Origin of the sequence: Rodentibacter sp. JRC1 (genome assembly GCF_020521555.1) — a bacterium.
GTDB lineage: Bacteria > Pseudomonadota > Gammaproteobacteria > Enterobacterales > Pasteurellaceae > Rodentibacter > Rodentibacter abscessus.
Genome location: NZ_BPWA01000001.1, coordinates 37,366 through 59,761, shown reverse-complemented (window position 1 = coordinate 59,761; position 22,396 = coordinate 37,366). Strand labels below are relative to the sequence as shown.

Here is a 22,396-nt window from a genome sequence, read left to right as displayed (position 1 = left end):
AATCAAGTCTTTTTTTGAAAAAGGAATATAAATGGATAAACTCAACGCGATTTCTATTTTTTGTAAAGTCATTGAAACACAAAGTTTTACACAGGCGGCGGCACAACAAAATATCTCGGTTGCAATGGCGAGTAAATTAGTTTCTCAACTTGAAGAACATTTAAAAACCCGTCTTTTGCAACGTACTACACGCAAAATCGTGCCGACAGATGCCGGAATGATGTATTACCAACATTGTCAAGGCATTCTGTTAGATTTAGAGGAAGCCGATGCCAGTATTAGCAATCTCACAACAAGTTTGCAAGGGAATTTGTTGGTTTCCGTACCACGTGATTTCGGCCTGCTTTTTATCGCCCCAAACCTTCCAATGTTTATCGCCTCCCATCCGAACTTACATATTGAAGTGGAATTTAATGATAAAAAAATTGATCTTGTTGCGGAAGGCTATGATCTCGCTTTGCGTATCGGTTATATGCAAGACAGTTCTTTAGTCGCACGTAAAATCAATACTACCACCCTTCATTTTGCTGCCTCTCCGCATTATTTGGAATTAAAGGGAACACCACAAACGCCAAATGATTTAGAACATCACGAGGGTTTGTTATATAAAAATACATTAAATCAAGTCAGCTGGCAGGGCTCTCGAATTAATCAAGTACAACGTTTTAAAATCAAGTCAAAAACGGTGAGTAATAACGGTTTAGCCCTGTTGGAAATTGCAAAAGCCGGTTTGGGAATTGTTAATTTACCGAGATTTATTTTGGATGATGCCTTTAAAAAAGGTGAATTAATTGAAATTTTACCGGAATACAAACAACAGCAATTAGATATTCATATTGTATATCCGAACAGACGTCATTTACCGGCTAAAGTGCGGGCATTTATTGAATTTTTAGCAAGTTTAGGATTGTGTTCCGAAATGTGATTTTATATCCAATATTTATCAGGTGTAGGGGGCGTTAAGCCTTGAGTAACGCACTATTTCATCATTAACCCCTCTATCGGTGCGTTACGGCTTTGCCTAACGCCACCCTATGATGATTTGTGCAAGGCGGAATAATATAAATTGCGGAATACCATCGTTGCAATCCAAAATCTACATCTTACTGACATTTAAAAAAATGACTTATACATCCACTAAAATTAAAATTGCCGCTTCTCCGCCCCATTCCCTTGGAGCTTGATGCAATGCGCGTACTTTAGGGTGTTGAACCAACCAACGGGGAATTTGTTTCTTTAAGGTGAAAGTGCCATAACCTGTCATAATACTGGCACAATCCACAGTCTCATCCTCACAAGCAAGCAGTAAAGCGGCTAGTTCCATTTTTGCTTGTTCACGGGTTAAACCGTGTAAATCTAAAAATAATTCAGGAGAAAAATCACCACGGCGTAATTGTTTGAGCAAATGGGAATCCTCGCCTTCGCGGAGATATTTTACGACACCGTCGTTTTCATTTAATAAAGGCTCGTATTCATCAGAAAAATAAAATAACGTATCTTCTTTCTCACGAATCTCACGTAAATGGGATTTTTTTTGACCGCACTTTTGACGAGGTGAAATAACGGTATCTTGCTTAATAGGTTTAATTCCTTTCGTTTCCGCACGAAACAACTCAAATTCTTCTTGCATTTTTCTTACTCATTTCAAATTTTGCGTATCATATCATAGTTATGAATAACCTTATGTGGTATAACTACGCAAATTTTTTTACAAGGAAATGTTATGAAAACCACATATAACCAAGAATTGGTTGCAACGATTTTAAACGATAATATCAGCACTGAACTGCATACGATCCAAGATTTCTTACGCTGGACATACAGTACATTCAATCGTTCTGATATTTACTATGGACAGGGGCATAACAACGCTTGGGAGGAAAGCCTCCAACTTGTTTTGGCCGGATTACAGCTGCCCATTGATTTACCAACCGAATTATTCCAAAGCCGTTTAACGCCATCAGAAAAAGAAAACCTCGTTCAATTGGTACTATCCCGAATTGAACAACGCGTGCCTGTGGCATATTTGACCAATAGTGCTTGGTTTTGTGGCCACGAATTTTATGTAGATGAACGAACGATTATTCCCCGCTCCCCCATCAGTGCACTAATTCAAGATCGCTTTGAGAACTTAATTGCACAATCACCACGCAATATTCTTGATCTCTGCACCGGTAGCGGTTGTATTGCCGTTGCTTGTGCTTATGCGTTCCCTGAGGCTGAGGTTGATGCGGTTGATTTATCTGTTGATGCCCTAAACGTTGCGGAAATAAATATTGCACGTCATCAATTGGAACACCGGGTATTCCCAATCCAATCAAATTTATTTGAGAATATCCTCGGACAAAAATACGATCTCATCGTAACAAATCCGCCTTATGTGGACGAAGAAGATCTTGCCGATATGCCGGAAGAATTTCATTTTGAACCGGAACTCGCACTTGGTTCCGGTTGCGATGGCTTAGACATTACCAAACAAATTTTGAAACAAGCACCGGATTATTTGACAGAAAACGGCGTGCTGGTTTGTGAGGTAGGTAACAGTATGGTGAGTTTGGTCGAGCAATTCCCCGATGTTCCCTTTAACTGGGTTGAACTCAAAAACGGAGGCTTAGGGGTATTTGCCATCAACCGAAAAGATTTAGTGAAATATCAGGATTTATTTTAAGGAAAAGTGCGGTCGAAATTCACATTATTATATAGCAGTTATACAAAGAGAATTTTATATTCCGATATTTAATTCGGGGAGGGGCATTGAGCTTTGCATAACGCACCATTTCATCTATTGGTGCGTGACGGCTTCGCCTAACAGCACCTTACAATAATTTGAGCTAATGCTACATAATAACGGAAATTCTCCACAAATCTTGACCGCACTTTACGCTATTTCACATCCAATTTCACACCTTCAAATAATTTTTTCACCGCATTGTTATCGCGCATACTTTCGGCTTTTTCTACCATTGGACGTGTTAAATGCGGTGAAAAATATTCGATAAAATCATACATATAATTACGCAGGAACGTACTATGTTTAAAGGCAATTTGCGTCACGCTGGAATGAAACAAATGACCGGCATCAATCGCCACAAGATCGCTATCAAACTCGGTATGAGCCATACTTGCCATAATACCGACCCCTAAACCTAAACGGACATAAGTTTTGATCACATCCGCATCAGTTGCCGTAAATACGATATGCGGCAAAATACCGGCTGCATTGAAGGCATAATCCAGATCAGAGACTCCGGTAAAACCAAAAGTATAGGTTACCAACGGATATTGCCCAAGTTCTTCAATTGTTAAATTTTCTACCTTTGCTAAGGGATGATCCGTTTTTACAATCACGGAGCGATTCCACAAATAACAAGGCAATTGAATAAGATCATCAAACAAATACGGTGCTTCGGTAGTAATGGCAAGATCCACTTCACCGGACATTAATGCATCATAAATTTGTGTTGGAGAACCTTGGTGGATATGCAAACTCACACCGGGATATTGTTTGGAAAAACGTTCCACCACCGAGGGTAACATATAGCGCGCTTGTGTATTGGTGGTGGCAATGCGTAATACACCGTGATCGGGACGGGTGTATTCATAGGCAACAGATTTAATGCTCTCCGCTTTCACCAATAATTCACGGGCAATAGCAATGATTTTTTTGCCTGCCGGTGTAATGGATTTGATATGTTTACCGTTACGCTCGAAAATTTCCAAGCCTAACTCGTCTTCCAACAAGCGCACTTGCTTACTAATGCCCGGCTGTGAGGTATAAAGTGCATTTGCCGCTTCCGTCACATTCAAATTTTGATTAACGATTTCGACAATGTAGCGAAGTTGTTGCATTTTCATATCATTATCTACCTTTTATAACGTTTACTTAACTCCGTATAACGTTTCACTGCTCTACGAATCTGCCCCGATTTCGGACGGCGACGTGATTTCGTGACATCTAATTTGGTTTCCGTTTCCGGTGGTAAACCGACTAATTCACGCAGATAATTCACGTTTTCAAGATCCAATTCTTCCCAGCCGCCACGCGGTAAGCCTTTCATCAGTTTAATATTGCCATAACGAATACGAATCAAGCGACTCACTTGAATCCCTTGAGATTCCCATAAACGGCGAACTTCACGATTACGCCCTTCCATCAACGTAACATCGTACCATTGGTTCATACCCACACCGCCACTGAATTTAATCTCTTTAAAATTTGCCGGACCATCTTCTAATTGTACGCCTTTACGCAAACGTGCCAAGATTGCGTCGTCTACCTGACCGAACACACGAACGGAATATTCGCGCTCTACTTCACGGCTTGGGTGCATTAAGCGATTTGCCAATTCACCATCCGTGGTAAACAGCAATAAACCCGAAGTGTTGATGTCTAAACGCCCTACCGCAATCCAACGAGAACCATTTAAACGTGGTAAACGATCGAACACCGTCGCTCGTCCTTCCGGATCGCTGCGGGTGCAAAGCTCCCCTTCCGGTTTGTAATACATCAATACTCGGCAAATTTCTTTCTGTGCTTGTTGAAGATTAATAATACGCCCGTCAATACGTACTTTTACACCCGAATTGACATCAATTCGATCGCCTAAGGTCGCTATTTTACCATTTACGCTCACACGGTTCGCCACAATCATTGCTTCGATTTCACGGCGAGAACCCTGTCCGGTCCGAGCCAACACTTTTTGTAATTTTTCACCTTCAACCGTTTGAGATTTACTTCCGCCGGATTGACGTTCATCAAAACGAACGGCGGTTTTACTTTCTTTACGCTCAAAGTGCGGTCGGTTTTCACGATGTTTTTCACTTTGACTGCCTGATGTTTTTCTAAATTGAGTTGGTTTCATATTTTTCCTTTGTCGCTTTCACAAGCGTCTTTGTATAAATTAAATAAACGGTTCAATCGAACCGCTGCCTTCACGTAAGATAACCGGCGTATCCTCCGTTAAATCTACGACTGTTGTCGGTTCTTGTCCCAAATATCCGCCATGAATAATCAATTCTACTTGACGTTCTAAACGATCTCGAATTTCTTCCGGATCGGATTGGGTAATATGCTCTTCACCCGGTAACATTAAAGAACAGGATAAAATAGGCTCGCCCAATGTTTTCAGTAAATCTAAGGCAATTTGATTATCCGGCACACGTAAACCGATGGTTTTACGCTTTGATGTCATTAAACGACGCGGTAATTCCTTCGTTGCCGTAAGAATAAATGTATATCGTCCCGGCGTGTTATTTTTAATTAAGCGGTAAGCGACATTGCTCACCGTTGCATAATTTGAAAGTTCGGATAAATCACTACATACAAGCGTGAAATTGTGCCCTTCCGGTAATTTACGAATAGCGACAATGCGATCCATTGCATGTTTATCGCCAAGCATACAACCTAAGGCATAACCGGAATCTGTCGGATACACAATCACACCGCCTTTACGCAAAATTTCTACGGCTTGGTTAATCAAACGAGGCTGCGGATTTTCCGGGTGAATATAAAAAAACTGGCTCATCATTTTTCCTTAAAATATCGGCTTAGGATTATACATCTTTTAACAAAATTCTATTAAAAAATCTCATAAAAATAACCGCACTTTGAAACGCCTAGCAATTACAATAAGCAAAGTGCGGTTATTTATAAGCGTGTTTTATTTCAATAGTTCACGCAGTGCCGAGCCGATTTCCGCCAGACTACGAACGGTTTTTACTCCCGCTGTTTCAAGTGCTTTGATTTTATCATCGGCAGTGCCTTTTCCACCGCTGATAATAGCACCGGCGTGTCCCATACGCTTGCCTTTTGGCGCAGTAACACCGGCAATATAAGCGACTACCGGTTTGGTAACATTGGCTTTAATATACGCCGCCGCTTCTTCTTCCGCTGAACCGCCGATTTCCCCGATCATTACAATAGCCTCGGTTTCAGGATCGTCTTGGAAAAGTCTTAAAATATCAATGAAGCTTGAGCCGGGAATAGGATCACCGCCAATCCCCACACAAGTAGATTGTCCGAATCCTTCATCGGTGGTTTGCTTCACCGCTTCATAAGTCAGCGTGCCGGAACGGGAAACGATTCCTACTTTTCCTTTTTTATGAATATGTCCCGGCATAATGCCGATTTTACATTCATCAGCCGTAATAATGCCCGGACAATTAGGGCCAATCATCACCACGCCGGTTTCATTCAATTTTTGTTTTACCGTGAGCATATCTAAGGTCGGAATGCCTTCCGTAATACAAACAATAATCTTGATACCTGCATCGATGGCTTCCAAAATCGCATCTTTACAAAATGCTGCCGGTACATAAATCATTGTTGCCGTTGCACCTGTAGCTTCTACTGCATCGCGAACAGTATTGAATACCGGTAAGCCCAAATGCGTGCTACCGCCTTTATTCGGCGATACGCCGCCGACTAACTTTGTACCATAAGCAAGTGCCTGTTCGGAATGAAATGTGCCTTGTGAGCCGGTAAAACCTTGGCAAATGACTTTAGTGTCTTTATTAATTAAGATAGACATAAATTACACTCCTTTTGCTGCGTTAACCACGGCTTGTGCGGCATCTTGCAAGCTCTTTGCCGCAATCAAATTCACACCGCTTTCCGATAAAATTTTTCTACCTAATTCGGCGTTTGTCCCTTCTAATCGCACCACCACCGGCACGCTAACACCGACTTCCCGAACGGCGGCAATCACACCTTCTGCAATAAGATCACAGCGGACAATTCCACCAAAAATATTGACTAAAATCGCTTTCACCGCTTTATCGGTAAGAATAATTTTGAAAGCTTCGGTAACGCGTTCTTTTGTTGCGCCACCACCTACATCAAGGAAGTTGGCAGGATTGCCGCCATAAAGTTTTACGATGTCCATTGTTCCCATCGCAAGCCCTGCTCCGTTCACCATGCAGCCGATATTACCTTCCAATGCCACATAATTTAGCTGATATTTTTCTGCCTCTGCTTCACGTAAGTCGCTTTGCGTTAAATCACGATAAGCAAGCAAATCTTTGTGACGGAAAAGCGCATTATCATCAATGGCAATTTTTGCATCTAAGCAAACTAAATTACCTTCTTTTGTGATTACAAGCGGGTTTACTTCCAATAAGGAAAGATCTTTTTCTACAAATAATTTGGCGAGTTGTACAAAAATGTGGGCAAATTGTTTATTTTGCTCTCCGCTTAATCCTAATTTGAAGGCCAACTCTCTGCCTTGATACGGCATACCGCCAAATAAGGGATCAATCTCAACTTTATGAATTAAATGCGGCGTATCACGTGCAACATCTTCAATATTGATGCCACCGGCTGAAGATGCCATAAAAATAATTTTTTGCGAGGAACGATCAATCACTGCGCCAAGGTAAAGCTCTTTATCAATATTACAGCTTTCTTCAACATAAATGTGATGAACGGGCTGACCTTTTTTATCCGTTTGGAAGGTTACCAAGTGATTGCCTAACCATTGATTTGCAAAAGCGCGTATTTCTTCCTCATTACGAACTAATTTCACACCGCCCGCTTTACCACGCCCCCCGGCGTGCACCTGACATTTCGCCACCCAAACATTACCGTTAAGTTGAAAAAGTGCCATCGCACATTCATCAGCCGATTGACAGACAATCCCCTCGTTTACAGGTAAGTTATATTCTTTGAATAATTGTTTTGCTTGATATTCGTGTAAATTCATAAGTTCACCCTGTGTTTGTATAGTGAATTTAATTTAAAAGCATCTACTGCATTGTTGCGCCTTGACGTACTATTTAAATTTAATTCGCCAATATAATTTAAGAAATACCTGAGGTATTTGTATTTCCTAAAAAACAAAATGCGATCAAAATTGACCGCACTTTTCCACTAAATTTCCAATAATAATCTTGTCGGATCTTCCAATAATTCTTTGATCGCAACAAGGAAACCGACTGACTCTCGACCGTCAATTAAACGGTGATCATAGGATAAGGCTAAATACATCATCGGGCGAATAACGACTTCGCCGTTTAAGGCGATCGGACGTTCTTTAATCGCGTGCATTCCAAGAATCGCACTTTGTGGCGGATTGATGATCGGTGTAGACATTAAAGAACCGAAAACACCACCGTTGGTGATGGTGAAATTACCGCCGGTTAAATCTTCTACGGTTAATTTACCGTCACGACCTTTTTCCGCTAAGGCTTTAATTTGCTTTTCAATTTCCGCCATACTGAGTTTGTCGCAGTTGCGTAATACCGGTGTGACCAAACCACGTGGCGTAGAAACCGCGATGCTGATGTCAAAATAGTTGTGGTACACGATATCATCACCATCAATGGAAGCATTTACTTCAGGATAACGTTTTAACGCTTCCACAACAGCTTTAATATAGAACGACATAAAACCTAAACGCACACTATGCTGTTTTTCAAACTTCTCACCGTATTGTTTACGCAAGTTCATAATCGGTTGCATATCCACTTCATTGAAAGTGGTGAGCATTGCCGTGCTGTTTTTTGCTTCTAATAAACGTTCCGCAACACGCTTGCGTAAGCGGGTCATCGGCACGCGTTTTTCAGAACGCGAACTATATGCCACGGTACTAATTGTATTTTGCTCGGTTGCGACTTCTTGTCTTGCCTTTTGTACATCACGTTTTGCAATTTCCCGTTCAATATCCTCACGGGTTAAACGACCTCCGACACCTGAGCCTTGAATTTGTGCAGCATCAAGATCATGTTCCGCCAATAAACGGCGAATTGCCGGGCCTTGATCCATTGCATTATTGTTACTATTTTCAATCGCCGATTTTTGGCGATCCGCCGGTGTGGGTTCATTTGTTTCTTTCACTGTCGCCGTACTCATATCACCGGCTTGAGCGGTAGAAAGTTTGCCAAGAATTTGCTTACTCACTACCGTTGCACCTTCAGCCTCTAAAATTTCTGCAACGATACCGTCCGATTGTGCGGGAACTTCCAACACGACTTTATCCGTTTCAATTTCGACTAAAACTTCATCACGTTTTACTGCCTCCCCTACTTTTTTATGCCACGTTGCAACCGTGGCATCAGCAACGGATTCCGGTAAATCGGGAACAAGAATTTCGATTGTCATATTATTTTCCTTTTACTCTTTAAAGAAATTCACTTCAAATTTTTGGCTTCTCGCTTACTCGTAGAAGCCAAGATTCAAAACACATTGATTTTTGACCGCACTTTATAGCGTTAAAGCCTCTTCTACCAGCTGTTTTTGCTGCTTGGTGTGTAATGACATATAACCCACTGCCGGCGATGCCGAAGCCGAGCGACCTGCATATTTAAGTTTCACATCTTCAGGAATCGAGCTATCGAAGTTATGTTTACAACTGTACCAAGCACCTTGATTAAGCGGTTCTTCCTGACACCATACATAATCTTTTACATGTAGATAAGGTTCAAGCGCTTTTTTCACATCATCGTGCGGATAAGGATAAAGTTGTTCAATCCGAATAATCGCGACATCGGTTTGGTTATTGGCTCGGCGCTGTTCCAATAAATCGTAATACACTTTACCGGAACACATCACAACTCGTTTTATACCTTTCGGATCAAGGGCATCTAATTCACCGATTACCGTTTGGAATGAACCATTGATCAATTCATCAATATTTGATACGGCCAACGGATGACGTAATAAGGATTTCGGTGAAATAGCAATTAACGGACGGCGCATTTTACGCAGTGCTTGACGGCGTAACATATGATAAACCTGTGCCGGTGTAGATGGGATACACACCTGCATATTTTGCTCTGCACATAATTGTAAATAACGTTCTAAACGGGCTGAGGAATGTTCCGGGCCTTGCCCTTCGTAACCGTGTGGTAACAACATCACTAAACCGCACATTCTGCCCCATTTTTGCTCGCCTGAACTAATAAATTGGTCAATCACAATTTGTGCGCCATTCGCAAAATCACCGAATTGTGCTTCCCAAATCGTGAGGGTTTTAGGATCGGTTGTTGCATAACCATATTCAAAAGCAAGCACGGATTCTTCCGATAAAACGGAATCCCATACTTCAAAGCGACCTTGATTTGCGTGTAAGTGGGTAAGCGGCACATAGCCCGTACCGTCATTTTGATTATGTACCACGGCGTGGCGGTGGAAAAACGTACCACGGCCTGCGTCTTCACCGGATAAGCGCACATTCGTTCCCTCATCAAGCAAAGTAGCGTATGCCATAGTTTCCGCCATACCCCAATCAAGTAATCTCTCGCCTTGATACATCGCTTTACGGTCGTTATAAATTTTTTCAACGCGGGGATGGGCACGTAAACTTTCAGGGTATTCACACACACGTTTAGCGAGTGTAATGAAGCGATCTTGTGGAAATTTACTTTCGTAAGGCGATGTCCAATCGTAATTAAGATATTGCAACCAATCCATTTTTGCCGTATCCATCTCACGCCATTCAGCCACCACACGATCCCCATTATCCAATGCATCACGGTATAAATTCATCATTTCCGTTGCTTGATCTTCAGTAATCACCCCTTCCGCCACTAAGCGATCGGCATAGACTTTGCGTGGAGTCGGGTGCTTTTTGATAATGCTATACATCATCGGCTGGGTTGCTAAAGGTTCGTCCGCTTCATTATGACCATGACGGCGATAAGAAATTAAATCAATGAAAATATCACGCTTAAATAAATTACGATATTCCACCGCCATACGGGCTGCAAAAGCCACCGCCTCAGGATCATCACCATTTACGTGAATAATCGGAGCTTGGATCATTTTTGCAATGTCGGTACAGTATTCCGTAGAACGGGTATCGTTAGGATTGGAAGTCGTGAAGCCGATTTGGTTATTGATGACGATGCGGATTGTTCCACCCACTGTATAGCCACGTGCATTAGACATATTTAAGGTTTCTTGAACGATGCCTTGCCCTGCCACTGCGGAATCGCCATGTACCGTTACAGCTAATACTTTGGAACGATCCGTGTCGTTTTTCTTCGTTTGGCGTGAACGCACTGCCCCAATAACCACCGGACTTACAATTTCCAAATGAGACGGGTTAAATGCAAGCGTTAAATGCACATGGTTATCGCCCACCGCAAAATCAGAAGAAAAACCTTGGTGATACTTCACATCTCCCGTACGATCACCGGAATGTTTCCCGGCAAATTCATCAAATAAATTTTCCGGTTTTTTACCAAGCACATTCACTAACATGTTTAAACGTCCACGGTGTGCCATTCCCATCACAATATCCTTCACGCCTTGTTTACCGGCGTGGCGAATAATTTCTTTCATTAATGGAATAAACGCATCACTTCCTTCCAAAGAAAAACGTTTTGCCCCCGGGAATTTTGCACCAAGATAACGTTCTAAGCCGTCCGCTGCCGTTAATTCATTAAGGAAATTAATTTTTTCATCCTGAGTAAAGAGCGGTTTATTTAGGCGGCTTTCTAATTTTTCTTGAAGCCACATTTTTTGTTCCATATCCTGCACGTGCATAAATTCTAAACCGATAGAACCGCAGTAGGTTTCTTTCAGCATATCATTTAATTCGGCAAGTTTAATGGTGTCGCGTTTATAAACGTAATGATTGATATTGAAGGTTTCGTTAAGATCTTGTTCGGTAAAGCCGTGATAACGATAGTCTAATTCAGGTACGTTAGAAACTTTCCAACGGTAATAATCAAGAGGGTCAAGTTTTGCTTCCAAATGTCCTCGGAAGCGGTAAGCATTAATCAATTGAAGGACTTTAACTAATTTTGCACTGGCTTCAGGATCAATAACCGTTACAGCCTCAGCCTTATTTTCTCGTGCCAAACGGCGGAAATAATCACGAACCGGAGAATGAGCCTGTTCCGGTGTCGTTGATTTAGGCAACAAATCAAAGGTAGTGCGCCAACTGCTATCAATCGAATCCGGATCATCTAAATAACGTTCATATAATTCTTCGATATAGGCCTGATTTGCTCCGCCTAATGCAGTTGTCGCCAACCACTCATCAAAGGTTTTGTTTTGTTGCATATTCACCTCTAATTATCTTCCGTATTGAGTTCGCCCATTATACATAGGATTTATTTGGAAAAAATGCTCCGACTAAAAGTTTGTTACAAATTTGTGATCTAGCTCAACAATATTTTTAACTTAAAAATAAAAAGCCCGATAAATTTATCAGGCTCTCAAAAGTGCGGTCACAAAACATTTCGTTTTTTAACCTTGGCTTAGTCTAATATTATCTTTAGGCACAGCAATTCTTTCAAAGGATTGCATATAAAAATACAAGATTTTTAGAACGTTAAATAAGGTGCGATTTTTTCAATGGTAACATCGCCTATTCCTTCAATCTTTGATAATTCCGAAACATTTTTAATTTTGCCCACTTTATTACGGTAATCAACAATCGCCTGTGCTTTTCTCTCACCAATGCCGGAAAGTTTTTGCAAGGTCGCAGCATCCGCCTTGTTGATATTGATTTTAGCACTTGAGGCAATTTTATCTTTTGCCATTGTCGCTTTTTCTTTTGTTGAATTTAACTTTTCGGTTACTTTTGCTTTTGTTGAGCCGGAATCTGATGATTTAAGGGATTTCGATTTTTCTTTTAGGTTATCGATTTTCTCTTTTGTAGACGCTTTAGTTGATTTTATGGTATCCGCCACTTTTTCTTTCGTGCCGGTTACTTTTTCCATCACATCCGTTTTATTTGCTGTAATACTTTCTTTCTGATTTTTTACTATTGAATTAGCATTGGTTACCGCTTCTTTTTTTAAAGAAGTAAGCGAGCTTTCATTCGCCAATGCAGAACTGGAAAATGCAATCACAAGTGCGGTCAAACCGAGCAAAGATTTTAAAGATTTCATAAAAAACTCCTATAACAAACTATTTTGTAAAAAGACGAAAGTTAAGACCCACATCAAAGAAACTAGTTCAATTCCGTAATTTTGAGGCAAAAAAAAGTGCCTCGGGAAAGGCACACTCGGAAAGCAAAATAAATGTCGGCTACTTAAAATAGCACTTGTTTTTAGTGTGGCTAAGATACTCTTGTCCAAAAACTTATGCAAATACCAATTTTCAAATTTGTGAACTAAATCACGGTTTTTCCTAAAATTTTTCTTTTTCATTAAAAAAGGCACGAATAAGTGCCTTTTTTCTATTCAAATTGAATTAGCCGTTGATGAACTTTTCGCCTAATTCAATATCTGCACGCAATGTCGGTAACATAGTTTCCAATGCTTGTTGTTCAAATTCACTTAACGGACCGATTGGAAGAATCTCTTCTACCCCGTCCTTACCTAAACGAACCGGCTGAGCGAAGAAACGGGCATACTTGCCATCCCCTTCGACATAAGTACATTCCACTACGGTCTCACCGCTTAAACCTTTCACTAAAGAACGGGCGAAACGTGCCGCCGCTTGCGCCATTGAAAGGGTCGCCGAACCACCGCCAGCTTTTGCTTCCACCACTTCCGTACCTGCATTTTGGATACGTTTTGTTAATGGTGCGATTTCTTCTGCACTAAATTCCGCATAAGGCACTTGGGAAAGTAATGGGAGAATAGTTACGCCCGAGTGACCACCGATAACAGGTACGGTCGTACGGGATACATTTAAATTTTTCAATTCTGCAACAAAAGTTTCTGAACGAAGTACATCTAACGTCGTTACACCGAATAATTTACGTTTGTCATAAACACCGGCTTTTTTCAATACTTCTGCCGCAATCGCAACGGTGGTGTTTACAGGGTTGGTAATAATACCAATACAAGCTTTCGGGCAAGTTGTCGCCACTTTTTCAATTAAACCACGAACAATACCGGCATTGATATTAAATAAATCCGAACGATCCATTCCCGGTTTACGGGCAACACCGGCAGAAATTAATACCACATCAGCCCCTTCAAGTGCCGGGGTCGGATCTTCACCGGAAAAACCGCTTACTTTTACCGCAGTTGGAATATGGCTTACATCGGTTGCGACACCCGGGGTAACGGGCGCAATATCGTACAGAGATAATTCGGTTTCTGCGGGTAATTGTAATTTCAATAATAACGCTAATGCTTGACCAATACCGCCGGCAGCACCTAATACTGCAACTTTCATGAGTACTCCTTATTAAGTAGATTAATTAATCGGGTAAATTCTAAAAGGTAATTTAATAAATTACAAATACAGAAATTCAATTATGAGATCTTGCTCAAATTTCAGGTAAAAAATTATTTCTTTTCAGCGATAAAATGCCATTTTAGTTGCATATTTTGAATTTATATGCAACGCTTATGCAAATCTTAAATCGAATCAAAAATCAAGAATGGATAATTTAACCAAAGTATTTAAAGAATTATTAAGCCAAGAACGTTTTAGCTCTCAAAGTGAAATCGTTGAAGCATTAAAAAATCAAGGATTTAGTGGAATCAATCAGTCTAAAGTATCACGTATGCTAAGTAAATTCGGTGCAGTACGTGCACGCAATACTAAGATGGAAACGGTTTACTGCTTACCCAATGAACTTAGTGTACCTGCCACAAGCAGTCCGTTAAAAAATCTTGTTTTGGATATTGATCATAATGAAGTATTAATTGTCATTAAAACCACACCCGGTGCCGCACAGCTTATTGCCCGTTTATTGGATTCTATCGGTAAAACGGAAGGCATTCTCGGCACCATTGCCGGTGATGATACGATTTTTGTAACGCCCACTCAGCATACCGATATCTCAACACTCATTGAACATATCCAATCTCTTTTTGAAAGCTCGCTCTAATGAATATTTTTATTACCGGTGGAACGGGATTAATCGGACAAGCATTAATCCCCGCTCTTTTAAACAAGCAACATCAAATCACGCTTTTGACACGTTCCAAAGAAAAAGCACGTCAAATCTTTCCTCAAAAAACAGTGAAATTTTTGACCGCACTTTCTTCCCTAAGCAATTTGGATGAATTTGATGTGGTGATTAATCTTGCCGGAGAGCCTATTTTTGCCAAACGTTGGAGCAACTCACAAAAAGTAAAATTATTTAATAGTCGTATAACTCTCACTCAACAACTCGTTACATTAATAAATGCAGGGGATAATCCACCTCGATTTATTTCAGCTTCCGCAACCGGTATTTATGGCGATAAAGCCGATCAATTAATTACGGAAAAAACCGCCACCGTTCATAACACATTCACCGCACAGCTTTGCCAAGCTTGGGAAAATGCCGCATTACAAGCAAAAACAAAAGTTTGTTTACTTCGTACCGGTATGGTGTTTTCACCCAAAGGAGGGGCGTTAGCGAAAATGTTGCCTTTATATCAATGGAATTTGGCCGGACGATTAGGGAGCGGGAAACAATACTGGGCGTGGATTGCTCTAGAAGATGCAGTAAAAGGAATATTATTTTTGATTGAACATCTCGAATCCGAAGGTGTTTATAATCTTGTCTCTCCGCATCCGGTAACAAATCAAAGCCTTAACCAACAACTTGCCAAAGCATTAAATCGTTATGCCGTCTTTCCTGTGCCGACATTTATATTAAAGCTGATTCTCGGTGAACGAGCAAAAATGTTATTGGAAAGCCAAAAGGTTTTTCCTGAAAAACTGCTTAGTTCAGGGTTTACTTTCCAATATGAAAATCTATTCCAATATTTGACCGCACTTTTTGTTAAAAAATAATATAAAAAACAGTATTATGTAGCACTTGCACAAATCATCGTAGGATACGTTAGGCGAAGCCGTAACGCACCGCTTCATCATTAAATCTCGTTGTTGGTGCATTACGGCTTCGCCTAACGCACCCTACGCTGCAAAATAAATTCCGGATATAAAATTCTCTTTTTGCAACTGCTACATAATACCGTAAAAAACGCACCTTGATATTTACCGAGGTGCGTTTTGTCTTATCTAAATTTAATCGTTACTATTTGAGAAAATCGAAAGTAATCTCAATAAACTCAAGAACAAATTATAAATTGCAACGTAAATGCTTACGGTTGCGCGGATGTAATTCGTTTCACCACCGTGAATGATATTACTGGTTTCATACAAAATCGTCATGGTTGAAAACACAACGAATAACGCACTAATCGCAAGTGATAATGCCGACATTTGGAAGAAGAAACTCGCCACCATTCCCAATAAAAGTACGATGAAGAGTGCAAACATTGCCGTTGCAAGGAATGACATATCTTTCTTCGTTGTCAATACATAAGCGGAACACGCAAAAAACACGATTGCGGTGCCGGCAAATGCCAACATAATTAAATCTTCCATACCGTTTGCCACGTACACATTCAAAATCGGCCCGATGGTGTATCCCATAAAACCGGTGAAAGCAAACGCCGCTAAAATACCGGCAGGACGATCAGCCAAACGATGGGTGATGAAAAGTAAGCCGTAAAAACCTACCAACAACACAATAATATTCGGATAAGGCAGGTTCATTGCCATAGAAATATAGGCGACAACCGCCGAAAATGCCATTGTCAGCCCAAGTAAGAAGTAAGTATTACGAAGCACTTTATGAGTGCTTAATAAGGATTCACTTCTTGAGTCAACAATAATGCGTGATTGCATAAAAGCTCCTTAATAATGTTGGTTAAATGCACAAATGCAACTTGTAAAGTAAGGGTGAGCACATAAAAAGTCAATGCTTAAGGCAAAATTTATTTCTAATTTCGTTTAAAAAGAAATCAAAATGAATAAATAAACACCGAGTAAATAAATTTATCCACTTTTTTATTTACATCAAACATTTTTGGATTATACTACGCCCCGTTTCCTGCGGAGGAATGGTCGAGTGGTTGAAGGCACCGGTCTTGAAAACCGGCGAGGGTTTACGCCCTCCGTGAGTTCGAATCTCACTTCCTCCGCCACAAAAATACAGAAGCCGTAAGTGAGATCTTTAAATCAATAACTTGCGGCTTTTTTCTTTTCTATAACACCCTCCGTCATTTCATTTTTTGCCATCGATTTTGATGTGCCTAACAATGAGTTTGACGTAAAATTGACGTGGTAAAGGCATATCCTATGCTTATACGTTAAATAGCATCAAGTAATAATTTCATTACACGAGGATCATCGGTCAGTTCCGGATGAAATGAACAAGCAAAGCGATTTCCTTGCCGAGCCAGCACGATTTCACCGTTAAATTCTGCCAATACTTCAACTTGATCAGATACCTTGCTGATTAACGGCGCTCGAATAAACACGGCAGGAAATGTACCATCAATACCTTTAATGGTAAGATCCGTTTGAAAGCTATCTACTTGCCGCCCAAAGGCATTGCGTTGTACTTGAATATCCATTAAGCCAAGATGAGCCGTCTGTTCGCCTTCAATCTCTTTCGCAAGTAAAATCATTCCCGCACAAGTGCCCAAAATGGGCTTATTAAAGTTCTGTACCACATCAAGTAAACCACTGGTATGGAGTAATCGCCCAATCGCTGTACTTTCTCCACCGGGTAACACAAGGGCATCAAGATGTGCAAAATCCTCTGCTTTTTTGACCGCTTGTGCCTTCGCTCCAAGGGCTTGAATTTGAGCAATATGCTCGCTTACCGCCCCTTGCAGTGCCAACACGCCAACGGTATATTGGGAATAATCCGCCATTACCACCCCCGTTCTTGCATTCTGTCTTGCAGGTTGAGTTTGCTGATTTCTAAGCCTCGCATTGGCTCACCGAGATCTTCCGATAAACGAGCGATTAAATCATAATCTTGATAGTAGGTTGTGGCTTGCACAATTGCTCGAGCGAATTTTTCCGGATTTTCAGATTTAAAAATACCCGAGCCGACAAACACACCGTCTGCACCTAATTCCATCATTAAGGCGGCATCGGCAGGTGTTGCCACGCCCCCTGCAGCAAAATTCACCACAGGCAATTTACCTAACTGTTTGATTTGCAATAATAATTCAAAAGGAGCTCCTAAGTTTTTCGCTTCCGTCATTAACTCGTCAACACTCATATTAACCACTTTACGCACTTGAGCATTAACTTTACGGATATGGCGTACCGCTTCCACAATATTTCCCGTACCGGGTTCACCCTTAGTACGCAACATTGATGCCCCCTCGCCTATACGGCGTAAAGCTTCGCCTAAATCACGGCAACCACACACAAACGGCACGGTATATTCACTTTTCAGTAAGTGAAATTCCTCATCGGCGGGTGTTAACACCTCACTTTCATCAATATAATCCACGCCCATCGCCTCAAGCACACGAGCTTCGATGATATGCCCGATACGCGCCTTCGCCATCACGGGAATGGAAACCGCTTCCATCACCTCTTTTACGATTTTCGGGTTTGCCATACGAGCCACTCCCCCCGCTGCACGAATATCAGACGGCACACGCTCCAACGCCATCACTGCTACCGCACCAGCGGCTTCAGCAATGCGGGCTTGCTCCGCATTCACCACATCCATAATCACGCCGCCTTTTTGCATTTGTGCCATACCACGTTTGACTAAGTCTGTACCTAATTGTGTTGTCATTGTCTGTTCCTTTTGAAGTGTAAAAACTAATCGCTATTTTTAGCTCAAATAGATATGATTAAAAGTATCAATTTTTATCTTTTTAATGAGGTCAGAATGGAAAAACTCAGTTATATGTTACAAAAAAACAGCAATACCCCCCTTTATTTACAGCTTTACCGACAGATCAAGAGGGCGATTTATACTCAATCTTTGCAGCCGGGTGAAAAATTGCCCTCCAAACGACGGCTTTGCGACTATTTACAAATCAGCCAAAATACAGTGGAAAATGCCTATACCCAGCTATTAGCGGAAGGTTATATCGAATCCAAACCCCGTAGCGGATTTTTTGTCAGTTTTCAATCGGAGCTGAATTACCCGACCGAGCCTTTTGCCAAAACAACGAAAAAAACGACAGCACTTTCTCACCCGTTGTTTGATTTCAACCCTAACCGTATTGATACCGATCACTTTCCCCTTAAGCATTGGCGAAAATGTGCAGGTCGTCCGGATAAAGAGTGGCTTAATTTAGGCGATCATCAAGGCGATTTAAATTTACGCCAACAAATCGCCCAATATTTGTGGGCTTCACGAGGGGTAAATTGTGAGGAAGAACAGATTATTATCGGATCAGGGGTGGAAAGTTGCCTGCAGCAGTTGATTTTGCTGTTCCAACAAATCCACCCGACAATGAACTGGGCGATGGAGCCTTACGGCTACGCCAATGTTGAAAAATTATTAACTTTATATCAAAAGAATATCGTCAAATTGCCGTTTCAGGCGGAGAATTACCAACTTGACTGCAATTTTTTAACCGAAAAAAATATCCAAATTGCCTATTTAACCCCCTCTCATTTGTATCCATTTGGGCATATTTTGCCTATTGGACAACGCCTGCAGTTGCTTGATTGGGCGGCTCAACAGCCGGATCGCTACATTATTGAGGATGATTATGACAGCGAGTTTCGCTACAAAGGCAAGCCGATTCCTTCACTGCAAAGTTTGGATCGCCAGCATAAGGTGATTTATTTAGGCTCGTTTTCCAAATTGATTATGCCTTCGCTACGCATTACCTTTTTGGTGTTACCAAAAGCCTTGCTCAACGCTTATCGACAGCACTGCAGTTTTTTTAATGCCTCTGTCTCCCGTCTTGAGCAACAACGGCTGGCGACTTTTATTCAATCAGGAGAATTTGAAAAACACATCAATCGAATGCGGAAAATCTATCGCAGAAAAATGGAATTATTATGTGAATTACTTTCTCCTTATGCTGAAAAAATTCGCTACTATGGCGAACATTCAGGTTTTTATTTGTTGATTGAGCTAATCAATGACCCCCGCTCATTATCAGTATTAACCAAGATCGCTCGACAACATCAGATAAAACTTTATCCGATTGAATATCAGCAGCGAAAATTATTTACCCTTGGTTTCGGGCATTTAAGCGAGACAAACCTAAAATCGGGGGTTGAAACCCTTTTAAGGGCGTGGCAAATCGCTTAGCGGGCGGTCATTTTTGTACCGATTTACCAACAAAACCGTTCATTAACGAAATTTTCCAAGCGTGCTTTTTGCCATTTTTCCTTATTTTGGGGATTTGCAAAAAATTCGTCCTGTTCTTTCAAACGTGCCTTTAATTTTTCTTCCGCTTCTTTTAGTGCGGCTTTACGATCTTGATATTTTGACGGAAATGTTGCTATAAACAGAATTTCATAAGGATGTGAAATCGTCCAATTCACGGCAGCTTCAGCATCTTTGCGCTGTTTTTGTAAATCGCAAAAAGCATAGGGGTTGACAAACTGTCCTACCACTTGGCTAAATCCGGTGTTATCTTCCACCGTCCGTTTAGGTAAATCCAGTACATAAACCGCCGTAATCAAACGATTTTGTCCTCGATAATACCAATTCACCGCTTCATCACGCCGCCCAAAATCATAAGCACGGGCTGCGAGCGTGAACATTGTCATCGGTGAAATCCGAGTGGGATTTTCTTCCGCAAATTTGACCGCACTTTGGTAGCCCTTCAATGTATTTTCACGCAGCATCGGATCAATCTTATTGTGTATAAACACATTATCTACTCTGCCATTTTGGGCGGAATAATAAGGTTTTACATAAATATCAACGGACTTTATCGGCGCTTTACTGATTGAGCTGCAAGCAGCTAAACAAAGTGCGGTCAAAATCACCGAAGTTTTTATCAATAATTTCATTTTTTCCTTATATAATGGTGCGATAGTTATTTTTTCGATTCTATCATGAAAATTCACTTAATTCGCAGTCAAACCACGCTCGATTTCAATAACGAAACCAGCTTACTGGATCACTTAGAACGTAACCATATTCATCACGAATATCAATGCCGTAGCGGTTACTGCGGATCGTGCCGTGTGAAAATCAAAAAAGGCAAGGTATCTTATACAGAAACGCCCCTTGCCTTTATTCAACCTGATGAGGTTTTATTATGTTGTTGTCGTGTGGAAAGCGATATTGAACTGGATTTATAGGTTATTCAAATCTAACACATCCGTCATATCAAACAATCCTTTTGATTTATTTTCCAGCCATTTTCCTGCCCGCACGGCACCGTTTGCAAAGGTCATACGGCTGGAGGCTTTATGGGAAATTTCGACACGTTCGCCAATATCGGCAAACCATACGGTGTGTTCTCCCACAACATCCGCAGCACGAATGGTCGAGAAACCGATTTCATCCCTTGTACGTTCTCCGGTAATGCCCTCGCGGCAGAATACGCCTTGTGTTTTTAAATCACGCCCCAAGGTTTTTGCGATATGTTCTCCCATTGAAAGAGCGGTGCCTGACGGTGCGTCCACTTTGTGGCGATGATGAGCTTCGATAATTTCAATGTCACAATAATCCCCCATTACTTTGGCGGCTTTTTCAAGTAATTTGAACACCAAATTCACGCCCACACTATAATTTGACGCAAAGACAATCGCGATTTTTTCCGAAGCGGTTTGAATTGCCGATTTGCCCGCATCATCAAAACCGGTAGTGCCAATCACCATAGGCTTATTATTCGCCACACAAAATGCCAAATGCTCAAGCGTGCCTTCCGGACGGGTGAAATCGATCAACACATCAAAGTTATCTTTTTGCGAGGTTAAATCATCCGATACCGTTATGCCTAAACAACCAATACCGGCTAATTCACCGACATCCGCCCCGACTAAAGACGACCCCTTACGTTCAAAAGCTGCGCCCAATTTTACATTTTCCGCATTTTGAACGGCCTGAATTAATTGACGTCCCATTCTTCCGCCTGCACCGACAATCGCAATCTTTAATGTCATTTTTATTTCCTCTTATGAATGAATGATTTCGTTAAGTCCGTTGTAAATCAGCAATAAGCCGAAAAACAAAAACACCACACCTGCAGCATTATCAATATAGCGGCTGTATTGGCTATATAATCGCTTCGCAATACTACGTGAAAAGATCAATGAAACGGCATAAAAATAGAAGAATGTTTCCACCACAATAATGGCAAAAGCCAATACGATTTGCCAAGTTTCGGTGATATTGACCAACACAAGAGCCATTACACTACTGAAATACACGACAACTTTTGCATTGGATAAATTCACTAAAAGCCCTTTCGTAATTTCTTTCTTAATAGTGGTTTGTTGATTGAGTTCTGCGGTTGAAATCGGTTCAAATTGCGCGTGTTTTTTACTTCGGGCCATTAAAAAGCCAAGATACCCTAAATAGCTACCGCCCAGTAGCATAATAACACCATGAAGCGCCGGCACAGTAACAAATAACATTGCCAATCCAAGCATTGATAATGCCGCCCAAAATGCTACGCCGAGCGTGATGCCGAGAATACCGCATATTGTATTTCTGCGGGAATTGCTTGCTGCCATTCGGCTCACATAAAAGAAATCCGGTCCCGGTGTCATTAAACCGAACAAATGGACAATAATTAAATTCAGCAT

General features: G+C 41.2%; 22 protein-coding genes and 1 tRNA gene. 7 read left to right on the top strand and 16 right to left on the bottom strand.

The window, feature by feature from the left end; all coding sequences use genetic code 11:
• Positions 1-31 precede the first annotated feature (31 nt).
• Complete coding sequence (locus tag HEMROJRC1_RS00305) at positions 32-925, top strand: LysR family transcriptional regulator (RefSeq protein ID WP_226691094.1); 894 nt, start codon at positions 32-34, stop codon at positions 923-925.
• Positions 926-1,126: 201 nt separating this feature from the next.
• Here HEMROJRC1_RS00305 and smrB read toward each other — a convergent pair whose 3' ends face one another.
• Positions 1,127-1,630, bottom strand: a complete 504-nt coding sequence (gene smrB / locus HEMROJRC1_RS00300; RefSeq protein ID WP_226691093.1) for an endonuclease SmrB — start codon at positions 1,628-1,630, stop codon at positions 1,127-1,129.
• Positions 1,631-1,723: 93 nt separating this feature from the next.
• Between smrB and prmB the strand changes: the two genes are divergently transcribed.
• Positions 1,724-2,668 carry a 50S ribosomal protein L3 N(5)-glutamine methyltransferase gene (prmB, locus tag HEMROJRC1_RS00295; protein ID WP_226691092.1) on the top strand — a complete coding sequence of 315 codons (945 nt, stop codon included), beginning with the start codon at positions 1,724-1,726 and terminating at the stop codon, positions 2,666-2,668.
• Positions 2,669-2,883: 215 nt separating this feature from the next.
• On the opposite strand, the gene cysB is transcribed toward prmB, so the two are convergent.
• The 9 genes from cysB to mdh all read right to left on the bottom strand — a co-directional run bounded on the left by cysB (position 2,884) and on the right by mdh (position 14,080).
• Complete coding sequence (gene cysB, locus HEMROJRC1_RS00290; protein ID WP_226691091.1) at positions 2,884-3,855, bottom strand: HTH-type transcriptional regulator CysB; 972 nt, start codon at positions 3,853-3,855, stop codon at positions 2,884-2,886.
• Between the two features lie 8 nt (positions 3,856-3,863).
• On the bottom strand, positions 3,864-4,862 hold the full coding sequence (rluB, locus tag HEMROJRC1_RS00285; RefSeq protein WP_226691090.1) for a 23S rRNA pseudouridine(2605) synthase RluB: 999 nt from the start codon (positions 4,860-4,862) through the stop codon (positions 3,864-3,866).
• Positions 4,863-4,901: 39 nt separating this feature from the next.
• On the bottom strand, positions 4,902-5,525 hold the full coding sequence (locus HEMROJRC1_RS00280) for an L-threonylcarbamoyladenylate synthase (RefSeq protein ID WP_226691089.1): 624 nt from the start codon (positions 5,523-5,525) through the stop codon (positions 4,902-4,904).
• 135 nt (positions 5,526-5,660) lie between these two features.
• On the bottom strand, positions 5,661-6,530 hold the full coding sequence (gene sucD / locus HEMROJRC1_RS00275; protein WP_226691088.1) for a succinate--CoA ligase subunit alpha: 870 nt from the start codon (positions 6,528-6,530) through the stop codon (positions 5,661-5,663).
• Between the two features lie 3 nt (positions 6,531-6,533).
• On the bottom strand, positions 6,534-7,700 hold the full coding sequence (gene sucC, locus HEMROJRC1_RS00270; protein WP_226691087.1) for an ADP-forming succinate--CoA ligase subunit beta: 1,167 nt from the start codon (positions 7,698-7,700) through the stop codon (positions 6,534-6,536).
• A gap of 167 nt (positions 7,701-7,867) precedes the next feature.
• Positions 7,868-9,097, bottom strand: a complete 1,230-nt coding sequence (gene odhB, locus HEMROJRC1_RS00265) for a 2-oxoglutarate dehydrogenase complex dihydrolipoyllysine-residue succinyltransferase (protein ID WP_226691086.1) — start codon at positions 9,095-9,097, stop codon at positions 7,868-7,870.
• A 102-nt stretch (positions 9,098-9,199) separates the two neighbouring features.
• Positions 9,200-12,007 carry a 2-oxoglutarate dehydrogenase E1 component gene (sucA, locus tag HEMROJRC1_RS00260; protein WP_226691085.1) on the bottom strand — a complete coding sequence of 936 codons (2,808 nt, stop codon included), beginning with the start codon at positions 12,005-12,007 and terminating at the stop codon, positions 9,200-9,202.
• Positions 12,008-12,270: 263 nt separating this feature from the next.
• The gene (locus HEMROJRC1_RS00255) at positions 12,271-12,840 is read right to left on the bottom strand and encodes a ComEA family DNA-binding protein (RefSeq protein WP_226691084.1); all 570 of its coding nucleotides are present in this window, start codon (positions 12,838-12,840) and stop codon (positions 12,271-12,273) included.
• Between the two features lie 304 nt (positions 12,841-13,144).
• Positions 13,145-14,080 (bottom strand): malate dehydrogenase, encoded by a 936-nt coding sequence (gene mdh / locus HEMROJRC1_RS00250; RefSeq protein ID WP_226691083.1) that lies wholly within the window; start codon positions 14,078-14,080, stop codon positions 13,145-13,147.
• A gap of 208 nt (positions 14,081-14,288) precedes the next feature.
• On the opposite strand from mdh, the gene argR reads away from it, so the two are divergent.
• Positions 14,289-14,741, top strand: coding sequence for a transcriptional regulator ArgR (argR, locus tag HEMROJRC1_RS00245; protein WP_226691082.1), 453 nt, complete (start codon positions 14,289-14,291; stop codon positions 14,739-14,741).
• Positions 14,741-15,637 (top strand): TIGR01777 family oxidoreductase, encoded by an 897-nt coding sequence (locus HEMROJRC1_RS00240; protein WP_226691081.1) that lies wholly within the window; start codon positions 14,741-14,743, stop codon positions 15,635-15,637. The genes argR and HEMROJRC1_RS00240 overlap by 1 nt, the downstream gene beginning before the upstream one ends.
• 234 nt (positions 15,638-15,871) lie before the next feature.
• Here HEMROJRC1_RS00240 and HEMROJRC1_RS00235 read toward each other — a convergent pair whose 3' ends face one another.
• The gene (locus HEMROJRC1_RS00235) at positions 15,872-16,537 is read right to left on the bottom strand and encodes a Bax inhibitor-1 family protein (RefSeq protein WP_226691080.1); all 666 of its coding nucleotides are present in this window, start codon (positions 16,535-16,537) and stop codon (positions 15,872-15,874) included.
• A 209-nt stretch (positions 16,538-16,746) separates the two neighbouring features.
• On the opposite strand from HEMROJRC1_RS00235, the gene HEMROJRC1_RS00230 reads away from it, so the two are divergent.
• Positions 16,747-16,836: transfer RNA gene (locus tag HEMROJRC1_RS00230), tRNA-Ser, on the top strand.
• A 165-nt stretch (positions 16,837-17,001) separates the two neighbouring features.
• Here HEMROJRC1_RS00230 and pdxT read toward each other — a convergent pair.
• Both pdxT and pdxS read right to left on the bottom strand, forming a co-directional pair.
• Complete coding sequence (pdxT, locus tag HEMROJRC1_RS00225; RefSeq protein WP_226691079.1) at positions 17,002-17,571, bottom strand: pyridoxal 5'-phosphate synthase glutaminase subunit PdxT; 570 nt, start codon at positions 17,569-17,571, stop codon at positions 17,002-17,004.
• On the bottom strand, positions 17,571-18,458 hold the full coding sequence (gene pdxS / locus HEMROJRC1_RS00220; protein WP_226691078.1) for a pyridoxal 5'-phosphate synthase lyase subunit PdxS: 888 nt from the start codon (positions 18,456-18,458) through the stop codon (positions 17,571-17,573). Before pdxS ends, pdxT begins: the two co-directional genes overlap by 1 nt.
• Positions 18,459-18,554: 96 nt before the next feature.
• Between pdxS and HEMROJRC1_RS00215 the strand changes: the two genes are divergently transcribed.
• Positions 18,555-19,940 carry a PLP-dependent aminotransferase family protein gene (locus HEMROJRC1_RS00215; RefSeq protein ID WP_226691077.1) on the top strand — a complete coding sequence of 462 codons (1,386 nt, stop codon included), beginning with the start codon at positions 18,555-18,557 and terminating at the stop codon, positions 19,938-19,940.
• Between the two features lie 23 nt (positions 19,941-19,963).
• Here the strand turns inward: HEMROJRC1_RS00215 and HEMROJRC1_RS00210 are convergent, their stop codons facing one another.
• A complete protein-coding gene (locus HEMROJRC1_RS00210) occupies positions 19,964-20,650 on the bottom strand; it encodes a hypothetical protein (protein ID WP_226691076.1) in 687 nt (228 codons plus the stop codon).
• A 45-nt stretch (positions 20,651-20,695) separates the two neighbouring features.
• Here HEMROJRC1_RS00210 and yfaE point away from each other — a divergent pair, with 45 nt between their 5' ends.
• Positions 20,696-20,944: a class I ribonucleotide reductase maintenance protein YfaE gene (gene yfaE, locus HEMROJRC1_RS00205; protein WP_226691075.1), complete on the top strand. Its 249-nt coding sequence runs from the start codon at positions 20,696-20,698 to the stop codon at positions 20,942-20,944.
• On the opposite strand, the gene dapB is transcribed toward yfaE, so the two are convergent.
• Both dapB and HEMROJRC1_RS00195 read right to left on the bottom strand, forming a co-directional pair.
• A complete protein-coding gene (dapB, locus tag HEMROJRC1_RS00200; RefSeq protein WP_226691074.1) occupies positions 20,939-21,751 on the bottom strand; it encodes a 4-hydroxy-tetrahydrodipicolinate reductase in 813 nt (270 codons plus the stop codon). The two genes, yfaE and dapB, sit on opposite strands and share 6 nt — an antisense overlap.
• Positions 21,752-21,763: 12 nt before the next feature.
• Positions 21,764-22,396: a LysE family transporter gene (locus HEMROJRC1_RS00195; protein ID WP_226691073.1), complete on the bottom strand. Its 633-nt coding sequence runs from the start codon at positions 22,394-22,396 to the stop codon at positions 21,764-21,766.